Here is a 20,202-nt window from a genome sequence, read left to right as displayed (position 1 = left end):
CGGACACCATGACCAATCCCTGCCGTCGCCATTTTGTTCGTGTCAGTGCCGCCATCGAAGCGGCAGCGGCCAACCCCACTCAAACCATGGCCGGCGCCACGGCATACGAACATCAGCTCAATCAACTGCTGCAAGACCGTCTGCGCCTAAAACAAGTGCAATCCAATCAGGGCAAAGCCGAACTCAAGCGTCAGTTGCTGCCGGATTACATCCCCTACGTGCTAGGCGTGCTCGAGGGCGGCAAAGGCGCACAAGATGAAGTGCTGACCACCATTATGGTGTGGCGCATCGACGCGGAAGACTTCAGCGGCGCCCTCGATATTGCCGACTACGTGCTCAAACACAAATTGATCATGCCTGACCGGTTCGAACGCACCACCGGCTGCCTAGTTGCGGAAGAAATCGCCACCGTCGCACTCAAGGCGCTGAAAGTCGGCGAATCGTTTGAACTGGCGACTCTGCAACGCACCGCTGAACTTACCGACGCCGAGGACATGCCCGATCAGGCCCGCGCCAAGCTGTTTCTCTCCATGGGGCGCGTGACGCTCGAAGGCATCACCGATGAGAAGCTCGGGCAACCCGGTCAGGTACAGGCCGGCATTGATCTGCTGAAAAAGGCCATCGACCTGCACGACGCCTGCGGTGGCAAAAAAGATCTGGAGCGGGCCGAACGCCTGCTCAACAAACTCGCTGCCACCGGCAGCTAACCGAGCGTCCCCACGCACCCCGCCGGCTCGGGGCGGATCGGCCAGGACACTCGTCCTGTACGTGAAGCCTCGACCACCGGCTCCCACAACAGAGCGCAGATTCATGAGCGGATTCGTAGCGGGCGGCAGCACTACTCCGGCCCCCAGTGGCCACATCAACACCGACCCCTTCTGGCCGTCGATCGACCTCGACGACGTGCGCGGCACTTTGCGCATCGACTCCAGCGTTACGCCGATCCGACTGGAAACCGCGACAATCGCCGCCGCCATCAGCGTGAACCGCGAGTTCGCCAAATGGCGCCGCGCCAAACAGACCGAAGGCTATGCCACCCTCACGGACGTACCAGCCGAACAAATCGAGGACAAATCTGAACTCGTTCACCTCTACCAGCGAGCGATCTACGCCGCGACCGGCGCGGAGATCTGCGAGCGATACCGCTCCTACGACAGCACCAACAGCGGCAACCAAAACGCTGAAGAACTGACCCCGAGCATCGACGAATTGCGCCGCGACCAGCGCTGGGCGGTGCGTGACTTTCTCGGCCTCGGCCGCACCACCGTGGAATTGATCTGATGGCCGTCAGCATCCGCGCCCAACAGAGCGACACCGTCGATGCCCTGTGCTGGCGTCACTACGGTCGCACCGCAGGCGTGACCGAAGCAGTACTCGAAGCCAACCCTGGACTAGCAGACCACGGCCCGACCTTGCCGCACGGCCTTCTGGTGCAAATGCCCGAAGCCCAAGCCGCCGCCCCTCAACGGCAGATGGTGAACCTATGGGATTGAACCGCCCGCACCGTGCCATTAAACCCAACCACTCTGGATCATGGAATGAAACGCATGCCTGACCGTCCCGACACCTGGGCCTGGCTCGCCGCTTGGCTCGAACAGAACTGGCCCGCCATCTACACCGGCCTGCTGGCCGTGGTCATCGCAAGCCTTCGCGTGATCTATGGCGGCGGCACCGTGCGCCGGGTGGTGATCGAGGCGCCCCTGTGCGGCGCACTTGCGCTTTCTGCCAGCCATGGGCTGCCCTTACTGGGTATACCCATTTCTGCCGCACCTTTTTTCGGTGGTGTGATCGGCCTTCTGGGCGTTGAAGGCACCCGTGCTGCAGCCAGGAAATTTTTCGTCGACAAGGGTGAGCGGACATGATTTGCCAACACCTGCAGGTTCGACCATGAACAAGCCCGATAGCCTGAAAGCACATCTGCTCGCCACCGTGGCCGAACTTAAGCACAACCCCGACCGCCTGTTGATCTTCATCGACAACGGCAAGATCCGCTGCACGGCCGCACAGACGTTGTCGTTCGAGTACAGCTTCGACCTGCAAGTCATCCTCACCGACTTCGCAGGCCATCCCGACAGCGTTATGTTGCCGCTGCTCGGTTGGCTAAGCGTTCACCAGTCCGAGCTGCTGGAGAATCTGAGCAAGGCCGCAGACGGCATCCAGTTCGAAGCTGACATTCTGGACAACAGCAAAGTTGATATGAGTCTGACGTTGCCCCTGACCGAACGCGTGGTGGTAGGCAGAAACTCTCACGGCAACACTACCGTCCGCCATCCCGGCGAACCCCGACGAGCTGCCGACTTCCTCGATCCGCACTGGATACCGGATGCCCAAGGTACGACAAGCGAGTGGGTTTTACCGAATTGACCAACCGCCTAGAGGCATGGGAAGACTGGGCTGCGGGATTGCTGAGGAAGCTTGAGCCAGGCACGCGCGTCAAGCTCGCCCGCAAGATAGGGGATACTTTGCGGCGTAGCCAGCAGCAACGAATCATTGCTCAGCAGAACCCCGATCGCAGCAAGTATGCGCCGCGCAAACAACGTAAGCTGCGTGGAAAACAGGGTCGGGTGAAGCGCAGAGCAAAGATGTTTCAGAAGCTACGCACGGCTAGATTTCTAAAATTGCAAGGCGATGATAACTCTATCAGTATCGGTTTCAGTGGGCGGACTTCCAGAATTGCACGCGTGCATGAGTACGGTTTGAAGGATCGGGCCAATCCTGGCGCTCCAGATGTTCAGTACGAACAACGAGAAATACTGGGTTTCACTGATTTTGATCTCGAACTGATCCGCGACACTCTACTTGCTCACCTGCTGCAACAGTGATTCCACGACCGATTAATGGTAGAACTTTAGCAGGTTCTAACCTAACGAAAATAATCTCTGGAGATACCTTATGGAAGAGCAAGATAAAAAAATCGAAGAGCAAAATGAGGCCTTAGCGAAAAAACTGATTGAATACCTAGAGCCCCACCTTCCCGCCATTCAAGAAAACATACAAAAATTCGGTCTTTGGCTCGAACAGTTAAAATTCGACTTCTCTCCAATCCTAAAGGCCTTACAAATTGATTGGGCCGCTGTACAAAAGCGCTTAGAGAATTTGCCCGCCCGTGCTCGAGAAGCCGTTGCTACTGCCTCAGAACAGGGTTGGTTTTTTAACTGGCAAAATTCGCTTCAAGATACCGTTGAGTTAATCGAAAATCTTGGAAATGCTAGTGCGGAGGAAACTGATGAAATACTTAAAAGGCATTTCACTACCGATTTTGACTGGTATACAAAATTGATCATCGATATGTATCCCGCCAGAAAAAATGCAATTCAGGCGGCAGCAAATGCACATAAACGTGGTGGACCAGAAGAATACTATTTAAGCATCCCAGTCTTTTTGGCACAGGCTGATGGCATCCTTTCAGAAATAACTGGCATAAGCCAACCGATGGCTGGACGTGATGGAAAAATACAGGGTAGCACCTACGTTAGTGCACAAATAGGTGATAATCAAGACGCTAAAGATTTACTACATCAAATAATAAACCTCGGCAGCACGAGTCTATTAAAGAGCAAAGCCGATCGAGAAAAAGCTAGTACCGCAAGCGGAAAAATATTTAACGCGCTGAATCGCCATCAAGTGATGCACGGCGAAGTATCAAATTATGGAACAGAGCTTAACAGCCTAAAGGCGTTCTCATTTTTGATCTATATCGCTGCACATGTACCAGAAACGCTTGAGTCCGCCAGGTCAAAACTACTTGAGCCACCACTAGATCAGTGACTTCCAGTGATTTGGTTGTAGGTCAAGTTCACATAAGCGTCACCCGCTGTAATATGGTGATGTTTTGCTCTAAATCTCATGGCGCCAACATCGGCGCCATGAACGACGTAGCGCTCACCAAATCGTGAATCTCATCCGCATGGGATCCATCGCCGCCGACCCGAAAATGCCACCGCGTTGATCGTATCGCTCAAACCGTCAAGTTAGCACGGATCGCCCACAGTCGGAGCCCGCCGCGAATCGAACTGCCGATTCAGATTGCACAGCAATTAACGTCACCGTCAAGGTCACCGTTTCCTTGGAGGTGGCCTAGTCAACAACCCAACCGGGAACGTTACGCGTGGCAGTAGAAAAAGGGGGAAACTGGATCAACTGTCAGCGCCCGAAAATTCACCTTCCAATTTTCCATCTCTTCAAACAGATTTTGTGCATAATACGCCGCAAAAAATGTATCAGAAAACCTAGAAGGGACTCAGAATTATGAAAGTTAAAGATGCAGTAATTGCTATTATCGCCGTTATCGTAGCTATTGCAGGGATTGCAGGCACTCCTCTTCTAATAGAAAGCAACCATCCGGAGCTTGCAATATATGGCGGAGCAGTGACAGGCTTTATCGGCCTCATATTACTCCTTGAATTAAGGATAAGCCGCTTCGCAAAAGGAATGTGCCTTGTTGGATTCGGCGTCTTGTTCCAAATAATGTACACTGAATACTATTTTCTGTTCATAGAAAAAGAAACTCAACTTTACAACGACTTGAAGATTCAACTCAGCCTATACACTCAGCTCATTTCTCTAGCTTGCGCTGGTGCAGGCGGCAGCATCGTAGCTGCTTACGCAGACACTAATACGACGGATTACCATATACAGCCTGCAACTCAAAACCTAAATGACAACACGCAAAAAATAAATGCGTTGATAGCATCAACAATCAAACTCGATAAAAAATTAAATCTCATATTGACTTTTTTCTCTCTAACTCTCGCGACAGCGCTAATCATTCTGTTGTTTTGGGTTTTTAAATAACAAGCAATAAGTGTAAGAAGCACCTTTACAACCATCTGAAGCTGCACTTACCAGTTCATGGCGCCAACATCGGCGCCATGAACGACTTAGCCACCCTCGCCCGCCTGATCGAAAACCTCATCCGCCTCGGCACCATTGCCGACGTCCAAATGAAGCCACCGCGTGTCCAGATCAAAACCGGAAACCTCACCACCGGCTGGCTCCCATGGGTCGCCGCTCGGGCCGGCGCCGACCGCGAATGGAACCCGCCCACCGAGGGCGAGCAGATCATCCTTTTCAGCCCATCGGGCCAACTCGGCAACGGCATCGTCCTGACCGGTCTGTTCAGCGACAACATCCCGGCCAACGGCGACCGCGAAGGCCTGCACCGCTGCACTTACCGCGATGGCACCGTAATCGAGTACGACAGCGTCGCTCACCACCTCAACGCCACGCTGGCCGAAGGCGGCACCACCAACCTGATCAGCACGGGCGGCATCCACATCGTCGGCCCAATCAACCACGAAGGCGACTACATCCAGACCGGTAACCAGAGCATCACCGGTACGGCCACCGTGTCCGAAGACGTCGTCGCTGCCGGCATCAGTCTGGTGAAGCATCTGCACGGTGGTGTCATGCCTGGCAGCGCGAAAACAGGGAGACCGGAATGAACCGAGAAACCGGCGCGGCCCTCGGCCTGGTCGAACACATCGCCCAGTCCATCACCGATATCCTGACCACCCGCATCGGCACCCGCGTCATGCGCCGCGAATACGGCAGCCTGCTCCCCGAGCTGGTGGATCAACCGTTCAACGACTTCACCAGATTGCAGGTGTACGCCGCCACCGTCATGGCCCTAATGCGCTGGGAAACGCGCATCAGCCTGAGCCGTATCCAGTTCATCGGCGCGAACCTTCAGGGCCAAGCGTCGCTGGAGTTCGAAGGCACCATCGTCGATAACAATCAGCCGCTTAGCCTGAGCGTGCCTCTGCAACTGGGCGGCAGCGTATGAATACTTTTGTCGCCATCGACCTTGGCCAACTACCGGCGCCGCAAATCGTCGAGCAGATCGATTACGAACAGATCCTCGCCGAACGCAAGGCTTACGCCGTCAGCCTCTGGCCTGTGGAAGAACAAGCCGAGATCGCTGCACGCCTCAACATGGAGTCGGAGCCGCTGACCAAATTACTCGAGGAAAACGCCTACCGCGAAACCGTCTGGCGTCAGAGGGTCAATGAGGCATCCGTTGCCAATATGCTCGCCTTGGCCAAAGGCACTGACCTCGAACAGCTTGCCGCCAACTCCAACGTGAAGCGGCTTGTCATTCAAGCCGCAAACCCAACAGCCGTACCGCCCCTCTCCAAGCTGATGGAAAGCGACGACAGCCTGCGCGAACGTGCACAAATGGCCTGGGAAGGTCTCAGCACCGCCGGCCCGCGCAACAGTTACATCTTTCACGCCCGATCCGCTGACGGACAGGTCGCCGACGCCACTGCCGAAAGCCCGGCGCCGGCCGAAGCCGTGGTCACCGTACAGTCGGTGTTGGGCGATGGTACTGCCTCGCCGGCACTGCTCGACAAAGTCAAAACGTACCTCAGCGACGACGACCGCCGCCCCGTCGCGGATCGTCTCACGGTCCAAAGCGCGGAGATCATCAACTACCAGATCAAAGCCAGGATCTACCCGTTGAGCAACGGCCCCGAAACCGAACTAGTGCTGGCCGCTGCCGAAGCTCAGCTACTCAAATTCATACATCAACGGCGGCGTTTAGCACTGGAGGTTTCCGAATCAATCGTCCACGCCGCGCTGCACGTCGAGGGCGTGCGTAAAGTCGTGCTGGAAGACTGGGAAGACATCGTCGCCACCAAGTACCAGGCGCCGTATTGCACGAGCGTAGAACTGACATTGGGGATTGAGTGATGACCTACCAACCCCTGCTGCCGGGTAACTCAACACCACTGGAGCGCCAAGCCGCGCAGGCTTTGGCAGAAATCCAGCGCGTGCCGATTCCGTTGCGCACACTCTATAACCCTGATCGATGCCCCCTGCCCTTACTGCCGTACCTGGCCTGGGCATTTTCGGTGGATCGCTGGGACGGCAAATGGCCAGAGTCCGCCAAGCGCGCAGCCTGCCGCGCCGCGTATTACGTCCACTCGCACAAGGGCACGATCGGCGCCTTACGCCGAGTGGTCGAACCGCTGGGATACCTGATTGAAATCGCTGAATGGTGGCAGACCATCCCACACGGCACACCCGGCACCTTCACCTTACGCATCGGCGTCCTCGACTCTGGCATCACCGAAGCGATGTACCAGGAACTGGTTTGGCTCATCGACGACGCCAAGCCATTGACCCGACACCTGACCGGCCTCGACATGATTCTTGAAACCCGACTCAACACGTTCGTTGGTGTCACCGTTTACGACGGTGACGATATCAACGTGTACCCGTGGAACAACTCGGACATCAACGTTTCTGTCCGGGGCTACAGCGGCGTGAGCCTCTACACCCTCGACGAACTGGATGTGTACCCCCATGGTTAATCAGAACTCTATTTTCGGCGGCATGCTGACGACGCTGGGCGCCGCCAAGAAAACCAACTGCGACGCCCGCGGCATTCCCTGGGAGCCGCGTTACATGCTGATCGGCGATGCCAACGGCGCCGACCCTGTGCCCAGTACGACGCAAACTAGGCTGATCAATCAGCGATACCGCGCCCAACTCAACCATTTGTACGTTTCACCGACCGATGAAAACGTCCTCATCGCTGAGTTGGTGCTTCCTCCTGACGTGGGTGGCTGGTGGATTCGCGAACTGGCGCTCGAGGACGGTGATGGCGTTTTCTCGGCCGTTGCCAACGTGGCGCCCAGCTACAAGCCGCTGCTCGTTCAAGGCTCCGGTCGTAACCAGGTGGTGCGGATGCACATCATCACCAGCGGTACGTCAAATATTCAGCTGAAGGTTGATACGTCGGTGGTGATGGCTACCCGTGACTATGTTGATCGCTCGGTACGCGCCGGGCCTATATTTACACCCGTGTCGTCTTCCCGACGCCTGAAGCCCAAAGACCTGGGCATCGTTTTGATTGATGCCAGCACTGCCCCGCTGACCGTTGAGCTTCCATCCGCCAACGCGGCCTTGGGCACCCGTGACGTTATCGTCCATCGCATAGACAACAGCATCCACCGGTTAACGGTGAAAGCCTCCGAGAAAGACAACCTGAAATTTCACACTCATCTCAAGGCCTCGGGTTATCCGTTTCTGGTTTTGATGGGAGCAGGCGATTGGTGGCATTTGCGCAGCGACGGCGCCGGCAGTTGGTGGCCCGTAGGCCGCTTCGACAGCACACCATTGGGTCGTCCGGTTTTTGAAACCACCACGGTGTTCAACCCTGGTGGCTATGGCGCTTTAAACGGTCAGTTGCTCAAACGAGATCAATGGCCGTGGCTATGGGATCACGCTCAGCGCTCGGGAATGCTTTATCCGGACAAAGAGCGACGCATGGAGGGCGCATGGAGCAGTGGAGATGAAGAAACAACGTTTCGCTCACCGGAGGCGCGAGGGGAATTTCTTAGGGTGCTCGATCAAGGTCGCTACGTCGAACAAACCACACTTACCGGTACCGCCAAAATAGGCAGCCCCATCATCACAGATGTAAGAACGCAAACAGCACTCATACCCGGGATGCCTTTTGAAGGTGGCACCTTTGCACGCGGGACCAAAATAATTGCGGTGAAAGACTGGGAAATTGTCGTTTCATCCAAATCTGAATCAGAGGGCCCCGGTACCTGGAAAGTCGCGGGAAGAGTACCGGGCTCATGGACTTCTGACGCGTTTGAACAACACACCCATTCTGTTTCGCTCGGCGAAGGTACCGGTAACCTTCTCTCCTTGGTTCCTTCATCTGTTGCACGAGGGAGCGCACGTTTGCAGCACATCGTTTCTCACAGCTTTTCGCCCCCCTACATCGGCCATATCGGCAATGCCGAAACCCGTCCACGAAACATCGCCTACCCCGGCTGTATCAAGATGATCTGAGGTTCCAATGATTACCTATTTGATAGACGACGCCGGCGCACTATCCGGCCCCGTCACATTTCCTCCCATTCCCGGTTTCGGCCTGCAAGTGCCAGGTAATGCTGTGCAACTACCGAAGGCGCTTGCACCTGCGAAGCTCGAACACGTCTGGGCCATGATTGATGGAAAACCTCAGCAGATTCGAGACCTGCGCGGATCAATCTTCACGACTGACGACGGCAGTGAACACACCTGGCACAGGCTTGGGGATTTGCCCGAAGGTTTCACTCGCCAACCTAGGCCCGGCGAACATTTCATCTGGAAAAGCGGCAAGTGGGCTCTCGATGAAACGGCTCAACGCGCGACTCAATCCATGCAGGCTCTTGATCGTCGAGACGAGTTATTACGCGAAGCACAGTTGCGCATTGCCCCGCTGCAATACGCAGAACAACTCGGTACCGCGACGGAATCCGAAACGGAATGGTTGGGAACGTGGAAGCGCTACAGCGTTGAGCTCAACCGAATCGAACAGAAGGAACAGTTCCCCTACGCCATCGATTGGCCAATACCGCCTGATCAGCATCGACGTCGGTAGAGCAACGTGCTGTATCTAACCTGACTACAACGCCCACTGCGCGACGAAATCATCTTCCAGCGGCAACCTGTGCATCGACTCCACGCTCAACGCACAGGCCGCTACCATGTCTGATTATCTTCACGGTGTCCGGGTCATCGAACTTAACGATGGCTCACGCCCGATCCGCACGATCCCGACCGCCGTCATCGGCATGGTTTGCACCGCTGATGATGCCGATGCAACGACCTTTCCACTGGATACTCCGGTACTGATCAGCAGCGTACAGAGCGCCATCGGCAAGGCTGGTGAAAAAGGCACGTTGGCGGTCAGCCTGCAAGCTATCGCAAACCAGACCAAACCTTATGTCATCGTCGTGCGCGTAAAGGAAGGCCAAGACGAAGCGGAAACAGCCAGCGCATTGATCGGCACCACCACTGAAACCGGCAAATACACCGGCATGAAAGCGCTGCTTGCCGCTAAATCCCGATTGGGATTGGTGCCGCGCATTCTGGGCGTGCCAGGCCTCGACTCGTTGCCCGTGGCCACTGCCCTCACGGCACTTGCTCAACAACTGCGCGCATTCGCCTACATCAGCGCCTGGGACTGCCTGACAAAAGAAGAGGCCGTTAGTTACCGTCGCAACTTCGGGGCGCGGGAAGCCATGGTTGTCTGGCCTGACTTCCTCAACTGGAACACCGCCACCAACAAGACTGCGAACGCGAGCGCGGTGGCCAATGCGCTAGGCCTGCGCGCCAAGATCGATCAGCAAACCGGCTGGCACAAAACCTTATCCAACGTTGCCGTCAATGGCGTCACCGGCATCAATGCCGACGTGTTCTGGGATCTGCAAAACCCGGTGACCGATGCCAACTACCTCAACAGCCACGAAGTCACCACGCTGATCAACGAGGGCGGTTTTCGTTTTTGGGGCAGCCGCACCTGCAGCGACGATCCGCAGTTCGCTTTCGAGAACTACACCCGTACCGCGCAAGTCTTGGCCGACACCATGGCCGGCGCGCAGATGTGGGCGATGGACAAGCCCATGCATGCCTCATTGGTGCGGGACATGATCGAGGCGGTCAACGCCGAGTTTCGTACCAAGGTCGCGGCGGGTTATCTGGTCGGCGGCGGCTGCTGGTATCCCGAAGACATCAACACAAAAGACACGCTCAAGGCCGGCAAGCTCTGGCTGGATTACGACTACACACCGATCCCGCCGCTGGAAGACCTGACCCTGCGTCAACGCATCACCGACCGCTACCTGATCAACTTCGCCAGCCAGATCAACCGCTAACCGGAGAACGGCGCCATGGCCCTGCCGCGCAAACTGAAAAACCTCAACCTGTTCAACGATGCCAACAGCTACGTCGGCGTGGTCAAGTCCGTCACCCTGCCGCCGCTCGGCCGCAAAATGGAGAGCTATCGCGGCGGTGGCATGAACGGCCCGGTCAAAGCAGACCTTGGCTTCTCCGACGATGGTATCCAGTTCGAGTGGAGGACCGGCGGGCTGGATCTAATCGCGCTGCGCCAGTTCGGCGCCGTGAACGCTTCGGGTATCGCCCTGCGTTTTGCCGGCGCCTTTCAGCAAGACGATACCGGTGACGTCAGCGCCGTTGAGGTGGTCATGCGCGGCCGTCACGAGACCATCGAAATGGGCGACAACCAACCTGGCGAAGACACCGAACACAGCATCACCACCACCTGCTCCTACTACAAGCTCATCGTCGATAACGAAGAGATCATCGAGATCGATTTGCTCAATTTCATCGAGAAAGTGAACGGCGTCGACATGCTTGAAAAGCAGCGTGCCGCGATCGGTCTCTGACCCTCTCTCAACCGTTGGACACTCCTCATGCAAAGCATCGAAACACACGAAACCGACACGTCTATCGATGACAACAGCGTCACCCTCGATACGCCCATCTGTCGCGGAAAAACCACGATCTACACACTCAATCTGCGCAAACCCCAATCAGGCGAACTGCGCGGCGTTCAGTTGATCGAGTTGCTGAACATGGACGTGGCAACCCTGATCAAGATCCTGCCGCGCATCACTTCACCCAACATTACCGCGCCGGAAGCCGCCGGCATGGACCCGGCAGATTTGCTGGCCTGTGGCAGCAAGATTTCCTCTTTTTTGTTGCAGAAGTCGGTGAAGACGGATGTCTGCCTCGTTGCGTAGAGGACGCCATGGCTGACTTGGCGGTGGTCTTTCATTGGGCGCCAACGGATATGGATTCGCTGGGCCTGCAAGAGCTGATGGAATGGCGCGAACGCGCCAGGCGGCGGAGTGTCATCGATGGCGAATGATTTGAAACTGCGGGTATTGCTGAGTGCCATCGATCAGGCCTCTCGGCCACTGAGGGCAATCAACAACAGCAGCATCGGCGCCGCCCGTGCCTTGAAGGACGCCCGTGAAAAGCTCAAGGGACTCAACTCACAGCAAAAAGATGTGAGCGCGTGGCGTTTGCAGCGCTCGGCTGCTGAGACCACGGCGCAGGCGCTCAACGTCGCACGCGAAAAAGTCAGACACCTCAGTCAACAAATGGCCGCCACGGGTGCGCCGAGCAAGGCGATGACGCAAGATTTGCGCAACGCCATCCGTGAGGCGCAGAAGCTCAAGCAGCAACACCAACAAAACAGCGAGAAACTACAACACCTTCGTACTCGGCTACACGGAGCGGGCATCAGCACGCAAAACCTCAGCCAGCATGAACGACGCCTGCGTGAGCAGACAGATGCTGCAAATCGAAGCATCGCCGAGCAGACCCGACGCTTGGCGGCATTGGCGGCTCAACAGCGAAAGCTGTCAGAGACACGCGCCGCTCTAAACATTCAGCGAGACATCGCCAGCACGATGGCTGGAAAAGGCACAGCAATAGCCGCCAGCGGCGGCGCTACGTTGTATACCGGCACCAAGATGATCATGCCCGGCATCGAATTCGACGCCAGCATGAGCAAGGTGCAAGCGATCACCCGTCTCGATCAAAACGCTGTCGAGCTTTCGGATCTACGCAAGCAGGCGCGAGGGCTGGGCAGTTCCACACAATTCACCGCCGGCCAAGCCGCCGATGCCCAAGGTTTTCTGGGCATGGCTGGCTTCCAGCCGAAAGCGATCAAAGCCGCCATGCCCGGCATGCTCGACCTCGCGTCTGCCGGCGGAACTGAATTGGCCCAGACCGCTGATATCGCTTCAAACATTCTCTCCGGACTCGGCATGGATGCCGAGCACATGAGCAAACTGGGCGACGTACTCGTCGGCACGTTTACCCGCTCCAACACCAATTTGCAGATGCTCGGCGAAACCATGAAATACGCCGCGCCAATGGCCAAGACCTACGGCGTCGAGCTGGAAACCGCAGCCGCGATGGCCGGCAAACTGGGGGATGCTGGCTTGCAAGGAAGCATGGGCGGCACTGCGCTGAGTTCGATCATGAACCGCTTGGCAGCGCCGCCCAAAGCCGCAGAAAAAGCACTCGCACAATTGCAGATCCGCACTGCTGATGCTCAAGGCAACTTGCGGAAAATGCCGGACATCCTCAAAGAGATTCACGACAAAACCAAAGATTTGGGCACTGCGAAAAAAGGTGGGCTGTTCAAGGCCATTGCCGGTGAAGAAGCCGTCAAAGGCATGGCTCAATTAGTGGATCAAGCCGGCAATGGCGAGTTGCAAAAGCTAATTGCCAGCCTGCGGGAAAGCCAAGGCGAAGCGGCCCGCACCGCCAGAGTCATGGCCGACAATTTGAAAGGCGACCTGACGACATTAGGGAGTGCCTGGCAGGATCTGGGCATTGAATTGCAGGATCAGCAGGACGGGCCTCTACGATCGCTGATCCAATCCCTCACGGAAGTTATTCGCGGTGTAAAAAGCTGGGCCGCCGAGCATCCAGAACTGGCAGCCGCTATTGTAAAAACCGTGGCAATCATCGCGGGGTTAGCGGTGGTACTCGGCAGCCTGATGATTACAATTGCCGGTGTCATGCTGCCATTTGTGGCGTTGCGCCTCATGTTCCTGAGCTTGGGGATTCGCCTGCCCAGCCTGATCAGCCTGTTGTGGAGTCTTGGTCGCAAGGTGTTGCCGTTCGTGGGTAAAGCGCTGCTGCTCTTGGGGCGCGCGCTGATGTTGAATCCCATCGGCCTGGCCATCACGGCCATTGCTGGCGCCGCCTACTTGCTCTACCGAAATTGGGACGCCGTGAAGCTCTACTTCACCGATGCATGGAAAGAGATCAAAGCAGGTTTCGACGGTGGCACGACCGGTATCCTCAAGACCCTGATCAACTTCAGCCCCGTGGGTTCGCTTTACCAGGCCTTCGCTGCCGTCATGAAATACCTCGGCATTGAACTGCCCGGCCGGTTTACCGAGTTCGGTGGGATGATTATCGACGGGCTGGTTAAAGGGCTGAAGGCCGGGATCGGCGAGCTGAAAAATGTCATCGGCGATATCGGCGACTCCACCATTGGTTGGTTCAAGGAAAAGCTCGGTATCAACAGCCCTTCCCGCGTCTTTGCCGAGTTGGGCGGATTCACCATGGCCGGCCTCACTCAAGGATTGGAGCGTCATCAGCGTCAACCTATCGGCGTGCTCAGTGGTTTGGCTCGCCAACTCAACGATGCAGGCAAAGCCATCAGTGTTATGCCGGGCGCGAGAAGCCATTCGCTGACCGTCGACAAGCGATCTCCGCTCAAACCTTCTACACTTTCAACTCACGACAGCCACGACACTTACGAGATCAACATCCACCCTGCCCCAGGCATGGATCCATTGGCGATTGGTCGTGCGGTACGCGCGGAGATAACCCGAATCCAACATGAGAAAGATGCCCGTCAACGCAGCCGTTTGGCCGATCTGGAGTAACGCCCATGATGCTTGCCTTGGGCATGTTCGTCTTCAGCCTCTCCACCGCTGCATACCAAGCCCTGCAACGGCAAACCGAATGGCGCCACGCGAGCAGCAATCGTGTCGGCTCGGCACCGGCTCGGCAGTTTTTGGGTCGAGGTGACGACTCGATCACCCTGCCCGGCGTCATCCTGCCGGAACTGGCCGGCAGTGCGCTCAGCCTCGATGCATTGCGGCTGATGGCCAACACCGGTAAAGCTTGGCCGATGGTCGAAGGCACCGGTCGGATCTACGGCTTGTGGATCATCGAAAGCCTGAGCGAAACCAAGACCCTGTTTTTCCGTGACGGCAAACCCCGGCGGATTGAATTCACGTTGAGCCTCAAGCGCATCGATGATGACCGCATCGACCTGATCGGCGCCGGGACCAGCGTGGGCATCAGCATCATGAGGGCACTGCTGTGATCGACGTCGCACTCTCCCGCGTCACCGGCTATCTGGACAAGGCGCTTTCACGCTTCCAGCGGGAAGCGGCTTACCCAGTGCCGGCGTTCCGCATCACCGTGGACGGCAGCGACATTGCTCCGGTGATCAGCCTGCGCCTGATGAGCCTGGACCTCATCGACAATCGCGGCATTGAAGCCGACCAGCTTAGCATCACCCTCAGCGACCACGACAGCCTGGTCGCCATCCCGCCCACAGGCGCACTGATTCGGCTGTGGTTGGGCTGGAGCGATACAGGTTTAGTCGACAAAGGCACCTACACCGTCGACGAAACCGGACACACCGGCACCCCCGATGTGCTGACCATCCGCGCTCGATCAGCCGACTTGCGCAAGAGCTTTAAAACAAAACGCGAACGCAGCTGGAGCAACACCACCCTCAGCGAGGTGATCGGCGACATCGCACTGGGCAACGGCCTCACCGCTACCATCGCCGGCATTCTTGACGGCTTACCCATTCTGCAGCTCGACCAAGCCAACGAATCTGACGCCAATCTGATCAGCCGTATCGGCGAAGAATTCGATGCCGTCGTCACCGTCAAGGCTGGTTGTCTATTGTGCCTGCCAGCCGGCGGCGGCAAGACCGCCAGCGGCGCCGACCTGCCCCACATCACACTGACTCGCACCGACGGAGACCAACACCACTACCTGCAAGCCGACCGGGATAGTTACGACGGCGTGCGCGCCTACTTCTACGACGTGAACAGCGCCGAGAAACAGCATGCCATCGCGGGTGGTGGCGAAAACCTCAAGGATCTGCGCCACACGTACAGCGATCGGCAGTCAGCCTTGCGTGCGGCCCGCGCGGCGTTCAACCGGTTGCAACGAGGCAGCGCCACGCTCAGTTATACGCTGGCGGTAGGCCGACCGGAGCTCATCCCGGAGCTGACCTACTCGCTCGAAGGCGTGAAGCCCGAAATCGACGAGATCATCTGGTACGGCGGCAACGTGCAGCACTCCCTCAGCGCGGACAGCGGCTACATCGTCAGCCTGGAGCTTGAAAGCAAATTACCGGATGACACAGTCGAGGAATTGACTGAAAAGAACAAAGACCAATTCACAGGCGTCATCGCGTACTACCGAGAAAAGAAAACCGGTGTGCAGAACCCTGTGACCGCCGCAGATCAGCGCAAGCCAAAACGCTTATGTTGGCTCTACGCCACTGAGAACGCTGCCAAGCGTGCAGCGGATCGTGAATGGAAAAAGCTCCAACGAGACATTACATGACCCATCAAGGACGATTTCATGCAGGACATACGTTGCGGCCATTGCTGCCGCAAACTCGCCGCCGTTAAAAGCTTCACTGAATTACAAATCAAGTGCCCGCGCTGCCGGACACTCAACCACCTGAAGGCCCCGAGCCTCCCCCCAGTGTGCCGCGAGCATCCAGAACAACGAGTTCATGAATGCCGCAACCCACCCTTGGCAGCCTGTTCGCAGGCATAGGAGGCTTTGATGTCGGATTTGAAAACGCGGGATACCGCAGCGCCTGGCAAGTCGAACTCAACCCCATCAACCGGGCTGTGCTTGCCGATCGATTTCCCCACGCACAGCAATTTGAAGACGTACGCCAGTGCGGCGCCCACAACCTTTGCTCGGTCGACGTCCTCACCGCCGGCTTCCCCTGTCAGGACATCAGCATCGCCGGCGCCCGAGAAAGCAACCGAGACACCCGAGGACTACGAGGCGAGCGCAGCGGATTGTTTTGGGAAGTCATACGAATCCTCAAAGAAGTACAACCTCGGTGGGTGGTGCTTGAGAACGTCGTTAACCTGCTCGCTGTCAACGATAGCCACGACTTTGAAACAGTCATCCGGGCCCTTGCGGACTGCGGGTATGTGGGATTCTGGCGAGTGCTTAATGCTCAATATTTCGGAGTCCCCCAGCAACGTCGTCGAATATTCCTGGTCGCCGGTTATCGACGCATGCCCCCCTTCGAGTTCCTGGCTGACGCCGCGCCAGTGGACGCAATATCTCCAGCGTCTCAATCGCAGCAATGGCCACGCCCAGCGGATGCCTGGGCTGCCAATACTCTACTCGCAGACAGCACCACCTCACGAATCGCTCTGGGCTGTACCACTCTCGTCGCTCACGCGAACGGATGGGATCAGATGGTTGAGCGGCAGCGAGCGGCTGAAGATGATGGGTTTTGCCTCGGGCTGGATGCGGCCAACCTTGCAGAGGCTTTCGGTGCCGGAAATGCCGTTGTTACGCAGGTGGCGGAATGGGTTGGGAGGAAGCTGATGCCTCGACGATAAAATAAATGCATTTCTACCCTTTCATGTTCAAAGACATTCATTTATGCTCAAATCACTTCGGATGGCTTTGAAGGCATTTGAGCATAATTGGAGGCTAATTGAATGACAAAGAAAGAGATCGATTTAGTTGAGCGAATCGCCAACGGGAGTACTCGCCTCCTCAGCGCGGACGAGATTTGTGAAAAGCTTTCTATTTCACGCTCGACCTTTGATCGATGGGTTAGAAACAGCAGCGTTGTGGAAGATTTCGTCAACGGAAAAAGCTCGATGGTTGAGGCTGCGAAAATCGTCGCTCGAAAAAATCCCTTGTTCCCAAAAAATACCCTTTTCCCGGCAGACAAAGAGTCATCCACGACATTTCCTCCGCCCGACATTCGCATTGGTGGTAGCCCTAGGTGGGACATCGAAACGTTCAAAATGTGGCTGACATCCAATCTCACTCGTCCTCAGTGAAGAGGCCTAAGCACGGGTCGTGTTATAAAAGGCCAAAAAAAAAGGGCTGACCGACTCAACGGTAGCCCTTTGTTTGATTGACACTGCCGCGATCAGGCGGCCTTACTACTTACACTGACTTCAAGTCGAAGATCTGCACCGGCCAAAAGATTTACCAAGGCATCCAGAGAAAATTTGTCGACTTTCCCCTTCAGCAGGTCATTAAGCCTAGGCTGTGTTACATGCAGCCGCTTGGCTGCTTCGGTTTGCGATACATCCCAAGCCTTCACGACTCGGATGATTGCTCGCATCAACTGAGAGCGGATGCGCAGGTTTTCGGCTTCTTCTGGCGTGTCAACCAACGCTTCCCAGACACTGGTCGCGCGTTCGTTTGCCATACAATTTTTCCTCATTAGGAATATTACTAACTTTTGATTAGACGCTTTGCATTTCGTTTCATCGAGCATGGTAGACAGCTGGTACAGGTAGCCGTTTACCCCTTCACCTGAGGTGAAGGGGGCCGGCCCCGTTCTGCGATCAACCCAGCGATTTGTATCTGGTTTTAGCCAAATCAATATCGCGCTTTTCCGTCTTTTGAGTGGTCTTTCGGAAGGCATGCAATACATAGATTGCCTCCGGCCGGTTAACCACATAAAACACGCGAAAAGCCCCTTCTTCGCATGCTATCCGGATCTCTTGCACACCCGGCCCAACGGATTTCATCGGTTTCCAGTCATCGGGCTCTTCACCCTCCTGCAGCCCTTGCAACTGGTAGCCTGCTCGCTTCATTGCTGGTTCAGGGAAGTCCCGGAGGTCTTCCAGGCTACTACCGACCCACTCGATTTTCTTCAATGCAACAATGTTCATTCAAGCTCCCTACACGCCGACGGCGATCTCTAAATTTGTTGGTTTTCATCATGATTTTCCCTTCGGATTAAGATTGATGCTGGGGTGTGCCGCGTCCGAAAATATGGATATATGCAGCCTCTCTCACACCAGCGAAATGAACTCTATATCGAAATTGATATAAAATCAAGCGAAGAGTGATTGCCATGATTGCTACCGAAGATGCGCTCCAATCAATGCGCGAGGACCAGTACGAAGAAGCCTCTCCACTTAGGGATTAAGCTTTTTCTTACAGACTTACCATTGGCACCTCCGGTAGCCTTCCAAAGCTCAGCTAAGCCTGTCTTATCAACACGGATGAACGACACAAGGATGACGAATGATTTCTTCTGCCCGCCTGGGTGACAAGCACGTCTGCCCATTGCCAAGTCACGGCACCACCCCAATTGCCTCCGCTAGCGGTGACGTAAACATCAACTCGATGGGTTCTGCCCGTGTCGGCGATACCTGTGGATGTGGCGCCGTCATCACGACAGGTTTTCCATCTATCCAGGTGAATGGCCGCCCGATGGCCCACTTGGGCAGTCCCACCAGCCATGGCGGGACAATCATCACCGGATCAGGAGATGTCGGTGGTGGCTTTGTCATGGGAAATGCTGGTGGTGCAACAATCATCAACTTCATGGCGCTCGGGGCCTTCCGCACCGATGGCTCCGTGGACGATGAGAAGATGGCGACCTTGTTAGCCGATCCCAAGCTTATTGAAAAAGCCACAGCTGCTAATGCTCTGGTAGCGCCGAAGACTGCCGAGCAACCTGATAAAAAACCCGAACAGAACCCCGAGCCAAAAGCCGAGCCCGCTGCCTGTAAAGACCCGGACATGATGGAGAAGCTGGCGAGCTATATCGCGGCCGAGATGAACACCAACATCAATAGCCCAGCCGTTCGCCAGATGAAAGAATTGAACAGCTACGACCCCCATGCCAAGACCATGGAATACATGGCGCTGCCCTTTTACCTTCAGCTTGGGCCGAAACCGGATTTCTATAGCATGGCGCTGGGGATGAAAGCTAAGGCTCTTGCTATTTGGACTGAGCGAGTCGGTCAAAATCGCCCTTGGGACCACAAGCCGATCATCCGAAAGACCATCGGGGGCGTTTGGCACAAGCAAGGAAAGTACGAGTATTTCTATGACATTTGGTCGAACGTCCATTACGGCTATGTGGGTAGGGCTGGAGGTCTATCCGAGAGTGCGCTGCTGGATGGTGCCGGTGGTGAGCAAATCATTTCAGATGCCCTACGCAAAGCCCAAGAAGTCGTAACAAAGCCTAAAGAGCAATGGGAATTACCCGGCCCAAACCGCTCAGCCAATGTCGACGGTCTGAGGGCGTGGGATGATGCGCCCGATCGAATATCCATAAGCATCGGCGTGAATCTCTATCGCCACCATCCCAATGGGGGCATCACAGCCAAAATGATCATGGATCAAGTCCTTGCAGTACCACCTAAGGAATGGGGAAAAGGAATCAAACTACATGAATGCAAATAAAACCGGTCGCCGTTATGCGCGGTGGATCCTTCTGATACTCGTCGCCCTTCCAATAGCTTTTTGGTATTTCGGCTCCCCAGTCGTAGCGGTGAATTTTTCCCCGAAGAGCGAGGGAGAATTTCACTACGTTTGGAACACCCAAGACAGAATTCATAGAGGCGATATCAAGCACGGTGGCTCGGCCGTTGAGTTCGGCTACCTATTCCCTGATGACGACTTTTTCATGATGTTCGATTGGTGGACTGATAAAGGTTTTCAGAGGTGCATCGACATCACCCCCAAATGGGGCCGAACCATTGACATCTATCTGGATGAAACAGGAAGGATCGATATCCCTAAAACCGGCCCGGACGTTATTGCTCGATTAAAACAATGCACCGGCGAGCCTGACCCTTTTCGGCCCTGAGA

General features: G+C 56.1%; 28 protein-coding genes. 26 read left to right on the top strand and 2 right to left on the bottom strand.

Annotation, left to right across the window (positions count from 1 at the left end; genetic code table 11):
* Window positions 1-8: 8 nt before the first annotated feature.
* From AC3Y64_RS09095 to AC3Y64_RS08980, 24 genes are all read left to right on the top strand, one after another.
* On the top strand, window positions 9-707 hold the full coding sequence (locus AC3Y64_RS09095) for a phage terminase small subunit (protein WP_489987176.1): 699 nt from the start codon (window positions 9-11) through the stop codon (window positions 705-707).
* Between the two features lie 103 nt (window positions 708-810).
* Window positions 811-1,281, top strand: a complete 471-nt coding sequence (locus tag AC3Y64_RS09090) for a head completion/stabilization protein (RefSeq protein WP_489987175.1) — start codon at window positions 811-813, stop codon at window positions 1,279-1,281.
* Entirely contained in the window at window positions 1,281-1,493 is a 213-nt protein-coding gene (locus AC3Y64_RS09085) for a tail protein X (protein ID WP_489987174.1), read from the top strand. Before AC3Y64_RS09090 ends, AC3Y64_RS09085 begins: the two co-directional genes overlap by 1 nt.
* Before the next feature lie 45 nt (window positions 1,494-1,538).
* Window positions 1,539-1,862, top strand: coding sequence for a phage holin, lambda family (locus tag AC3Y64_RS09080; RefSeq protein WP_489987173.1), 324 nt, complete (start codon window positions 1,539-1,541; stop codon window positions 1,860-1,862).
* A 25-nt stretch (window positions 1,863-1,887) separates the two neighbouring features.
* Window positions 1,888-2,364: a phage tail protein gene (locus AC3Y64_RS09075; RefSeq protein WP_489987172.1), complete on the top strand. Its 477-nt coding sequence runs from the start codon at window positions 1,888-1,890 to the stop codon at window positions 2,362-2,364.
* Window positions 2,361-2,822 (top strand): phage virion morphogenesis protein, encoded by a 462-nt coding sequence (locus tag AC3Y64_RS09070; protein ID WP_489987938.1) that lies wholly within the window; start codon window positions 2,361-2,363, stop codon window positions 2,820-2,822. The genes AC3Y64_RS09075 and AC3Y64_RS09070 overlap by 4 nt, the downstream gene beginning before the upstream one ends.
* A 70-nt stretch (window positions 2,823-2,892) precedes the next feature.
* Window positions 2,893-3,768 carry a hypothetical protein gene (locus AC3Y64_RS09065; protein ID WP_489987171.1) on the top strand — a complete coding sequence of 292 codons (876 nt, stop codon included), beginning with the start codon at window positions 2,893-2,895 and terminating at the stop codon, window positions 3,766-3,768.
* Window positions 3,769-4,248: 480 nt separating this feature from the next.
* On the top strand, window positions 4,249-4,794 hold the full coding sequence (locus AC3Y64_RS09060) for a hypothetical protein (RefSeq protein WP_489987170.1): 546 nt from the start codon (window positions 4,249-4,251) through the stop codon (window positions 4,792-4,794).
* A 77-nt stretch (window positions 4,795-4,871) separates the two neighbouring features.
* The gene (locus AC3Y64_RS09055; RefSeq protein ID WP_489987169.1) at window positions 4,872-5,444 is read left to right on the top strand and encodes a phage baseplate assembly protein V; all 573 of its coding nucleotides are present in this window, start codon (window positions 4,872-4,874) and stop codon (window positions 5,442-5,444) included.
* The gene (locus tag AC3Y64_RS09050) at window positions 5,441-5,785 is read left to right on the top strand and encodes a GPW/gp25 family protein (RefSeq protein ID WP_115989328.1); all 345 of its coding nucleotides are present in this window, start codon (window positions 5,441-5,443) and stop codon (window positions 5,783-5,785) included. Before AC3Y64_RS09055 ends, AC3Y64_RS09050 begins: the two co-directional genes overlap by 4 nt.
* The gene (locus AC3Y64_RS09045) at window positions 5,782-6,693 is read left to right on the top strand and encodes a baseplate J/gp47 family protein (RefSeq protein WP_489987168.1); all 912 of its coding nucleotides are present in this window, start codon (window positions 5,782-5,784) and stop codon (window positions 6,691-6,693) included. The genes AC3Y64_RS09050 and AC3Y64_RS09045 overlap by 4 nt, the downstream gene beginning before the upstream one ends.
* The gene (locus tag AC3Y64_RS09040; protein WP_489987167.1) at window positions 6,693-7,316 is read left to right on the top strand and encodes a phage tail protein I; all 624 of its coding nucleotides are present in this window, start codon (window positions 6,693-6,695) and stop codon (window positions 7,314-7,316) included. The genes AC3Y64_RS09045 and AC3Y64_RS09040 overlap by 1 nt, the downstream gene beginning before the upstream one ends.
* The gene (locus tag AC3Y64_RS09035) at window positions 7,309-8,811 is read left to right on the top strand and encodes a phage tail protein (protein ID WP_489987166.1); all 1,503 of its coding nucleotides are present in this window, start codon (window positions 7,309-7,311) and stop codon (window positions 8,809-8,811) included. The genes AC3Y64_RS09040 and AC3Y64_RS09035 overlap by 8 nt, the downstream gene beginning before the upstream one ends.
* 7 nt (window positions 8,812-8,818) lie before the next feature.
* Window positions 8,819-9,385, top strand: a complete 567-nt coding sequence (locus AC3Y64_RS09030) for a tail fiber assembly protein (RefSeq protein WP_489987165.1) — start codon at window positions 8,819-8,821, stop codon at window positions 9,383-9,385.
* Window positions 9,386-9,491: 106 nt separating this feature from the next.
* A complete protein-coding gene (locus AC3Y64_RS09025; RefSeq protein WP_489987164.1) occupies window positions 9,492-10,661 on the top strand; it encodes a phage tail sheath protein in 1,170 nt (389 codons plus the stop codon).
* 15 nt (window positions 10,662-10,676) lie between these two features.
* A complete protein-coding gene (locus tag AC3Y64_RS09020; protein WP_489987163.1) occupies window positions 10,677-11,192 on the top strand; it encodes a phage major tail tube protein in 516 nt (171 codons plus the stop codon).
* A gap of 27 nt (window positions 11,193-11,219) precedes the next feature.
* Entirely contained in the window at window positions 11,220-11,549 is a 330-nt protein-coding gene (locus AC3Y64_RS09015) for a phage tail assembly protein (RefSeq protein ID WP_489987162.1), read from the top strand.
* 8 nt (window positions 11,550-11,557) lie between these two features.
* Complete coding sequence (locus AC3Y64_RS09010) at window positions 11,558-11,677, top strand: GpE family phage tail protein (protein WP_489987161.1); 120 nt, start codon at window positions 11,558-11,560, stop codon at window positions 11,675-11,677.
* Complete coding sequence (locus AC3Y64_RS09005; protein ID WP_489987160.1) at window positions 11,667-14,225, top strand: phage tail tape measure protein; 2,559 nt, start codon at window positions 11,667-11,669, stop codon at window positions 14,223-14,225. The genes AC3Y64_RS09010 and AC3Y64_RS09005 overlap by 11 nt, the downstream gene beginning before the upstream one ends.
* A 5-nt stretch (window positions 14,226-14,230) precedes the next feature.
* Complete coding sequence (locus AC3Y64_RS09000; RefSeq protein WP_489987159.1) at window positions 14,231-14,671, top strand: phage tail protein; 441 nt, start codon at window positions 14,231-14,233, stop codon at window positions 14,669-14,671.
* Window positions 14,668-15,936 (top strand): phage late control D family protein, encoded by a 1,269-nt coding sequence (locus AC3Y64_RS08995; RefSeq protein WP_489987158.1) that lies wholly within the window; start codon window positions 14,668-14,670, stop codon window positions 15,934-15,936. Before AC3Y64_RS09000 ends, AC3Y64_RS08995 begins: the two co-directional genes overlap by 4 nt.
* A gap of 18 nt (window positions 15,937-15,954) precedes the next feature.
* Window positions 15,955-16,155, top strand: a complete 201-nt coding sequence (locus AC3Y64_RS08990) for a Com family DNA-binding transcriptional regulator (protein WP_489987157.1) — start codon at window positions 15,955-15,957, stop codon at window positions 16,153-16,155.
* The gene (locus tag AC3Y64_RS08985) at window positions 16,116-16,967 is read left to right on the top strand and encodes a DNA cytosine methyltransferase (protein ID WP_489987156.1); all 852 of its coding nucleotides are present in this window, start codon (window positions 16,116-16,118) and stop codon (window positions 16,965-16,967) included. The genes AC3Y64_RS08990 and AC3Y64_RS08985 overlap by 40 nt, the downstream gene beginning before the upstream one ends.
* 102 nt (window positions 16,968-17,069) lie before the next feature.
* Window positions 17,070-17,420, top strand: coding sequence for a hypothetical protein (locus tag AC3Y64_RS08980; RefSeq protein WP_489987155.1), 351 nt, complete (start codon window positions 17,070-17,072; stop codon window positions 17,418-17,420).
* Window positions 17,421-17,512: 92 nt separating this feature from the next.
* On the opposite strand, the gene AC3Y64_RS08975 is transcribed toward AC3Y64_RS08980, so the two are convergent.
* Entirely contained in the window at window positions 17,513-17,797 is a 285-nt protein-coding gene (locus tag AC3Y64_RS08975; protein ID WP_160768108.1) for a helix-turn-helix domain-containing protein, read from the bottom strand.
* 139 nt (window positions 17,798-17,936) lie between these two features.
* On the bottom strand, window positions 17,937-18,266 hold the full coding sequence (locus AC3Y64_RS08970; RefSeq protein ID WP_310048940.1) for a type II toxin-antitoxin system RelE/ParE family toxin: 330 nt from the start codon (window positions 18,264-18,266) through the stop codon (window positions 17,937-17,939).
* A gap of 358 nt (window positions 18,267-18,624) precedes the next feature.
* Here AC3Y64_RS08970 and AC3Y64_RS08965 point away from each other — a divergent pair, with 358 nt between their 5' ends.
* Window positions 18,625-19,794 (top strand): polymorphic toxin type 44 domain-containing protein, encoded by a 1,170-nt coding sequence (locus AC3Y64_RS08965; RefSeq protein ID WP_489987154.1) that lies wholly within the window; start codon window positions 18,625-18,627, stop codon window positions 19,792-19,794.
* Window positions 19,781-20,200: a hypothetical protein gene (locus tag AC3Y64_RS08960; RefSeq protein WP_489987153.1), complete on the top strand. Its 420-nt coding sequence runs from the start codon at window positions 19,781-19,783 to the stop codon at window positions 20,198-20,200. The genes AC3Y64_RS08965 and AC3Y64_RS08960 overlap by 14 nt, the downstream gene beginning before the upstream one ends.
* The last annotated feature ends 2 nt before the right edge of the window (window positions 20,201-20,202 follow it).

The sequence above is a fragment of the Pseudomonas sp. 4CAES_32.4 genome (assembly GCF_058136335.1).
The sequence above is the reverse complement of the archived record's forward strand: the minus strand, read 5'-3'. Positions and strand labels throughout refer to the sequence as shown.

What these genes read in the sequence shown, in the direction of transcription:
- AC3Y64_RS09095 (WP_489987176.1), top strand. Translation starts at nt 9, where the DNA reads ATGACCAATCCCTGCCGTCGCCATTTTGTTCGTGTCAGTGCCGCCATC.
- AC3Y64_RS09090 (WP_489987175.1), top strand. Translation starts at nt 811, where the DNA reads ATGAGCGGATTCGTAGCGGGCGGCAGCACTACTCCGGCCCCCAGTGGC.
- AC3Y64_RS09085 (WP_489987174.1), top strand. Translation starts at nt 1,281, where the DNA reads ATGGCCGTCAGCATCCGCGCCCAACAGAGCGACACCGTCGATGCCCTG.
- AC3Y64_RS09080 (WP_489987173.1), top strand. Translation starts at nt 1,539, where the DNA reads ATGAAACGCATGCCTGACCGTCCCGACACCTGGGCCTGGCTCGCCGCT.
- AC3Y64_RS09075 (WP_489987172.1), top strand. Translation starts at nt 1,888, where the DNA reads ATGAACAAGCCCGATAGCCTGAAAGCACATCTGCTCGCCACCGTGGCC.
- AC3Y64_RS09065 (WP_489987171.1), top strand. Translation starts at nt 2,893, where the DNA reads ATGGAAGAGCAAGATAAAAAAATCGAAGAGCAAAATGAGGCCTTAGCG.
- AC3Y64_RS09060 (WP_489987170.1), top strand. Translation starts at nt 4,249, where the DNA reads ATGAAAGTTAAAGATGCAGTAATTGCTATTATCGCCGTTATCGTAGCT.
- AC3Y64_RS09055 (WP_489987169.1), top strand. Translation starts at nt 4,872, where the DNA reads ATGAACGACTTAGCCACCCTCGCCCGCCTGATCGAAAACCTCATCCGC.
- AC3Y64_RS09050 (WP_115989328.1), top strand. Translation starts at nt 5,441, where the DNA reads ATGAACCGAGAAACCGGCGCGGCCCTCGGCCTGGTCGAACACATCGCC.
- AC3Y64_RS09045 (WP_489987168.1), top strand. Translation starts at nt 5,782, where the DNA reads ATGAATACTTTTGTCGCCATCGACCTTGGCCAACTACCGGCGCCGCAA.
- AC3Y64_RS09040 (WP_489987167.1), top strand. Translation starts at nt 6,693, where the DNA reads ATGACCTACCAACCCCTGCTGCCGGGTAACTCAACACCACTGGAGCGC.
- AC3Y64_RS09035 (WP_489987166.1), top strand. Translation starts at nt 7,309, where the DNA reads ATGGTTAATCAGAACTCTATTTTCGGCGGCATGCTGACGACGCTGGGC.
- AC3Y64_RS09030 (WP_489987165.1), top strand. Translation starts at nt 8,819, where the DNA reads ATGATTACCTATTTGATAGACGACGCCGGCGCACTATCCGGCCCCGTC.
- AC3Y64_RS09025 (WP_489987164.1), top strand. Translation starts at nt 9,492, where the DNA reads ATGTCTGATTATCTTCACGGTGTCCGGGTCATCGAACTTAACGATGGC.
- AC3Y64_RS09020 (WP_489987163.1), top strand. Translation starts at nt 10,677, where the DNA reads ATGGCCCTGCCGCGCAAACTGAAAAACCTCAACCTGTTCAACGATGCC.
- AC3Y64_RS09015 (WP_489987162.1), top strand. Translation starts at nt 11,220, where the DNA reads ATGCAAAGCATCGAAACACACGAAACCGACACGTCTATCGATGACAAC.
- AC3Y64_RS09010 (WP_489987161.1), top strand. Translation starts at nt 11,558, where the DNA reads ATGGCTGACTTGGCGGTGGTCTTTCATTGGGCGCCAACGGATATGGAT.
- AC3Y64_RS09005 (WP_489987160.1), top strand. Translation starts at nt 11,667, where the DNA reads ATGGCGAATGATTTGAAACTGCGGGTATTGCTGAGTGCCATCGATCAG.
- AC3Y64_RS09000 (WP_489987159.1), top strand. Translation starts at nt 14,231, where the DNA reads ATGATGCTTGCCTTGGGCATGTTCGTCTTCAGCCTCTCCACCGCTGCA.
- AC3Y64_RS08990 (WP_489987157.1), top strand. Translation starts at nt 15,955, where the DNA reads ATGCAGGACATACGTTGCGGCCATTGCTGCCGCAAACTCGCCGCCGTT.
- AC3Y64_RS08985 (WP_489987156.1), top strand. Translation starts at nt 16,116, where the DNA reads ATGCCGCAACCCACCCTTGGCAGCCTGTTCGCAGGCATAGGAGGCTTT.
- AC3Y64_RS08980 (WP_489987155.1), top strand. Translation starts at nt 17,070, where the DNA reads ATGACAAAGAAAGAGATCGATTTAGTTGAGCGAATCGCCAACGGGAGT.
- AC3Y64_RS08975 (WP_160768108.1), bottom strand. Translation starts at nt 17,797, where the DNA reads ATGGCAAACGAACGCGCGACCAGTGTCTGGGAAGCGTTGGTTGACACG.
- AC3Y64_RS08970 (WP_310048940.1), bottom strand. Translation starts at nt 18,266, where the DNA reads ATGAACATTGTTGCATTGAAGAAAATCGAGTGGGTCGGTAGTAGCCTG.
- AC3Y64_RS08965 (WP_489987154.1), top strand. Translation starts at nt 18,625, where the DNA reads ATGATTTCTTCTGCCCGCCTGGGTGACAAGCACGTCTGCCCATTGCCA.
- AC3Y64_RS08960 (WP_489987153.1), top strand. Translation starts at nt 19,781, where the DNA reads ATGAATGCAAATAAAACCGGTCGCCGTTATGCGCGGTGGATCCTTCTG.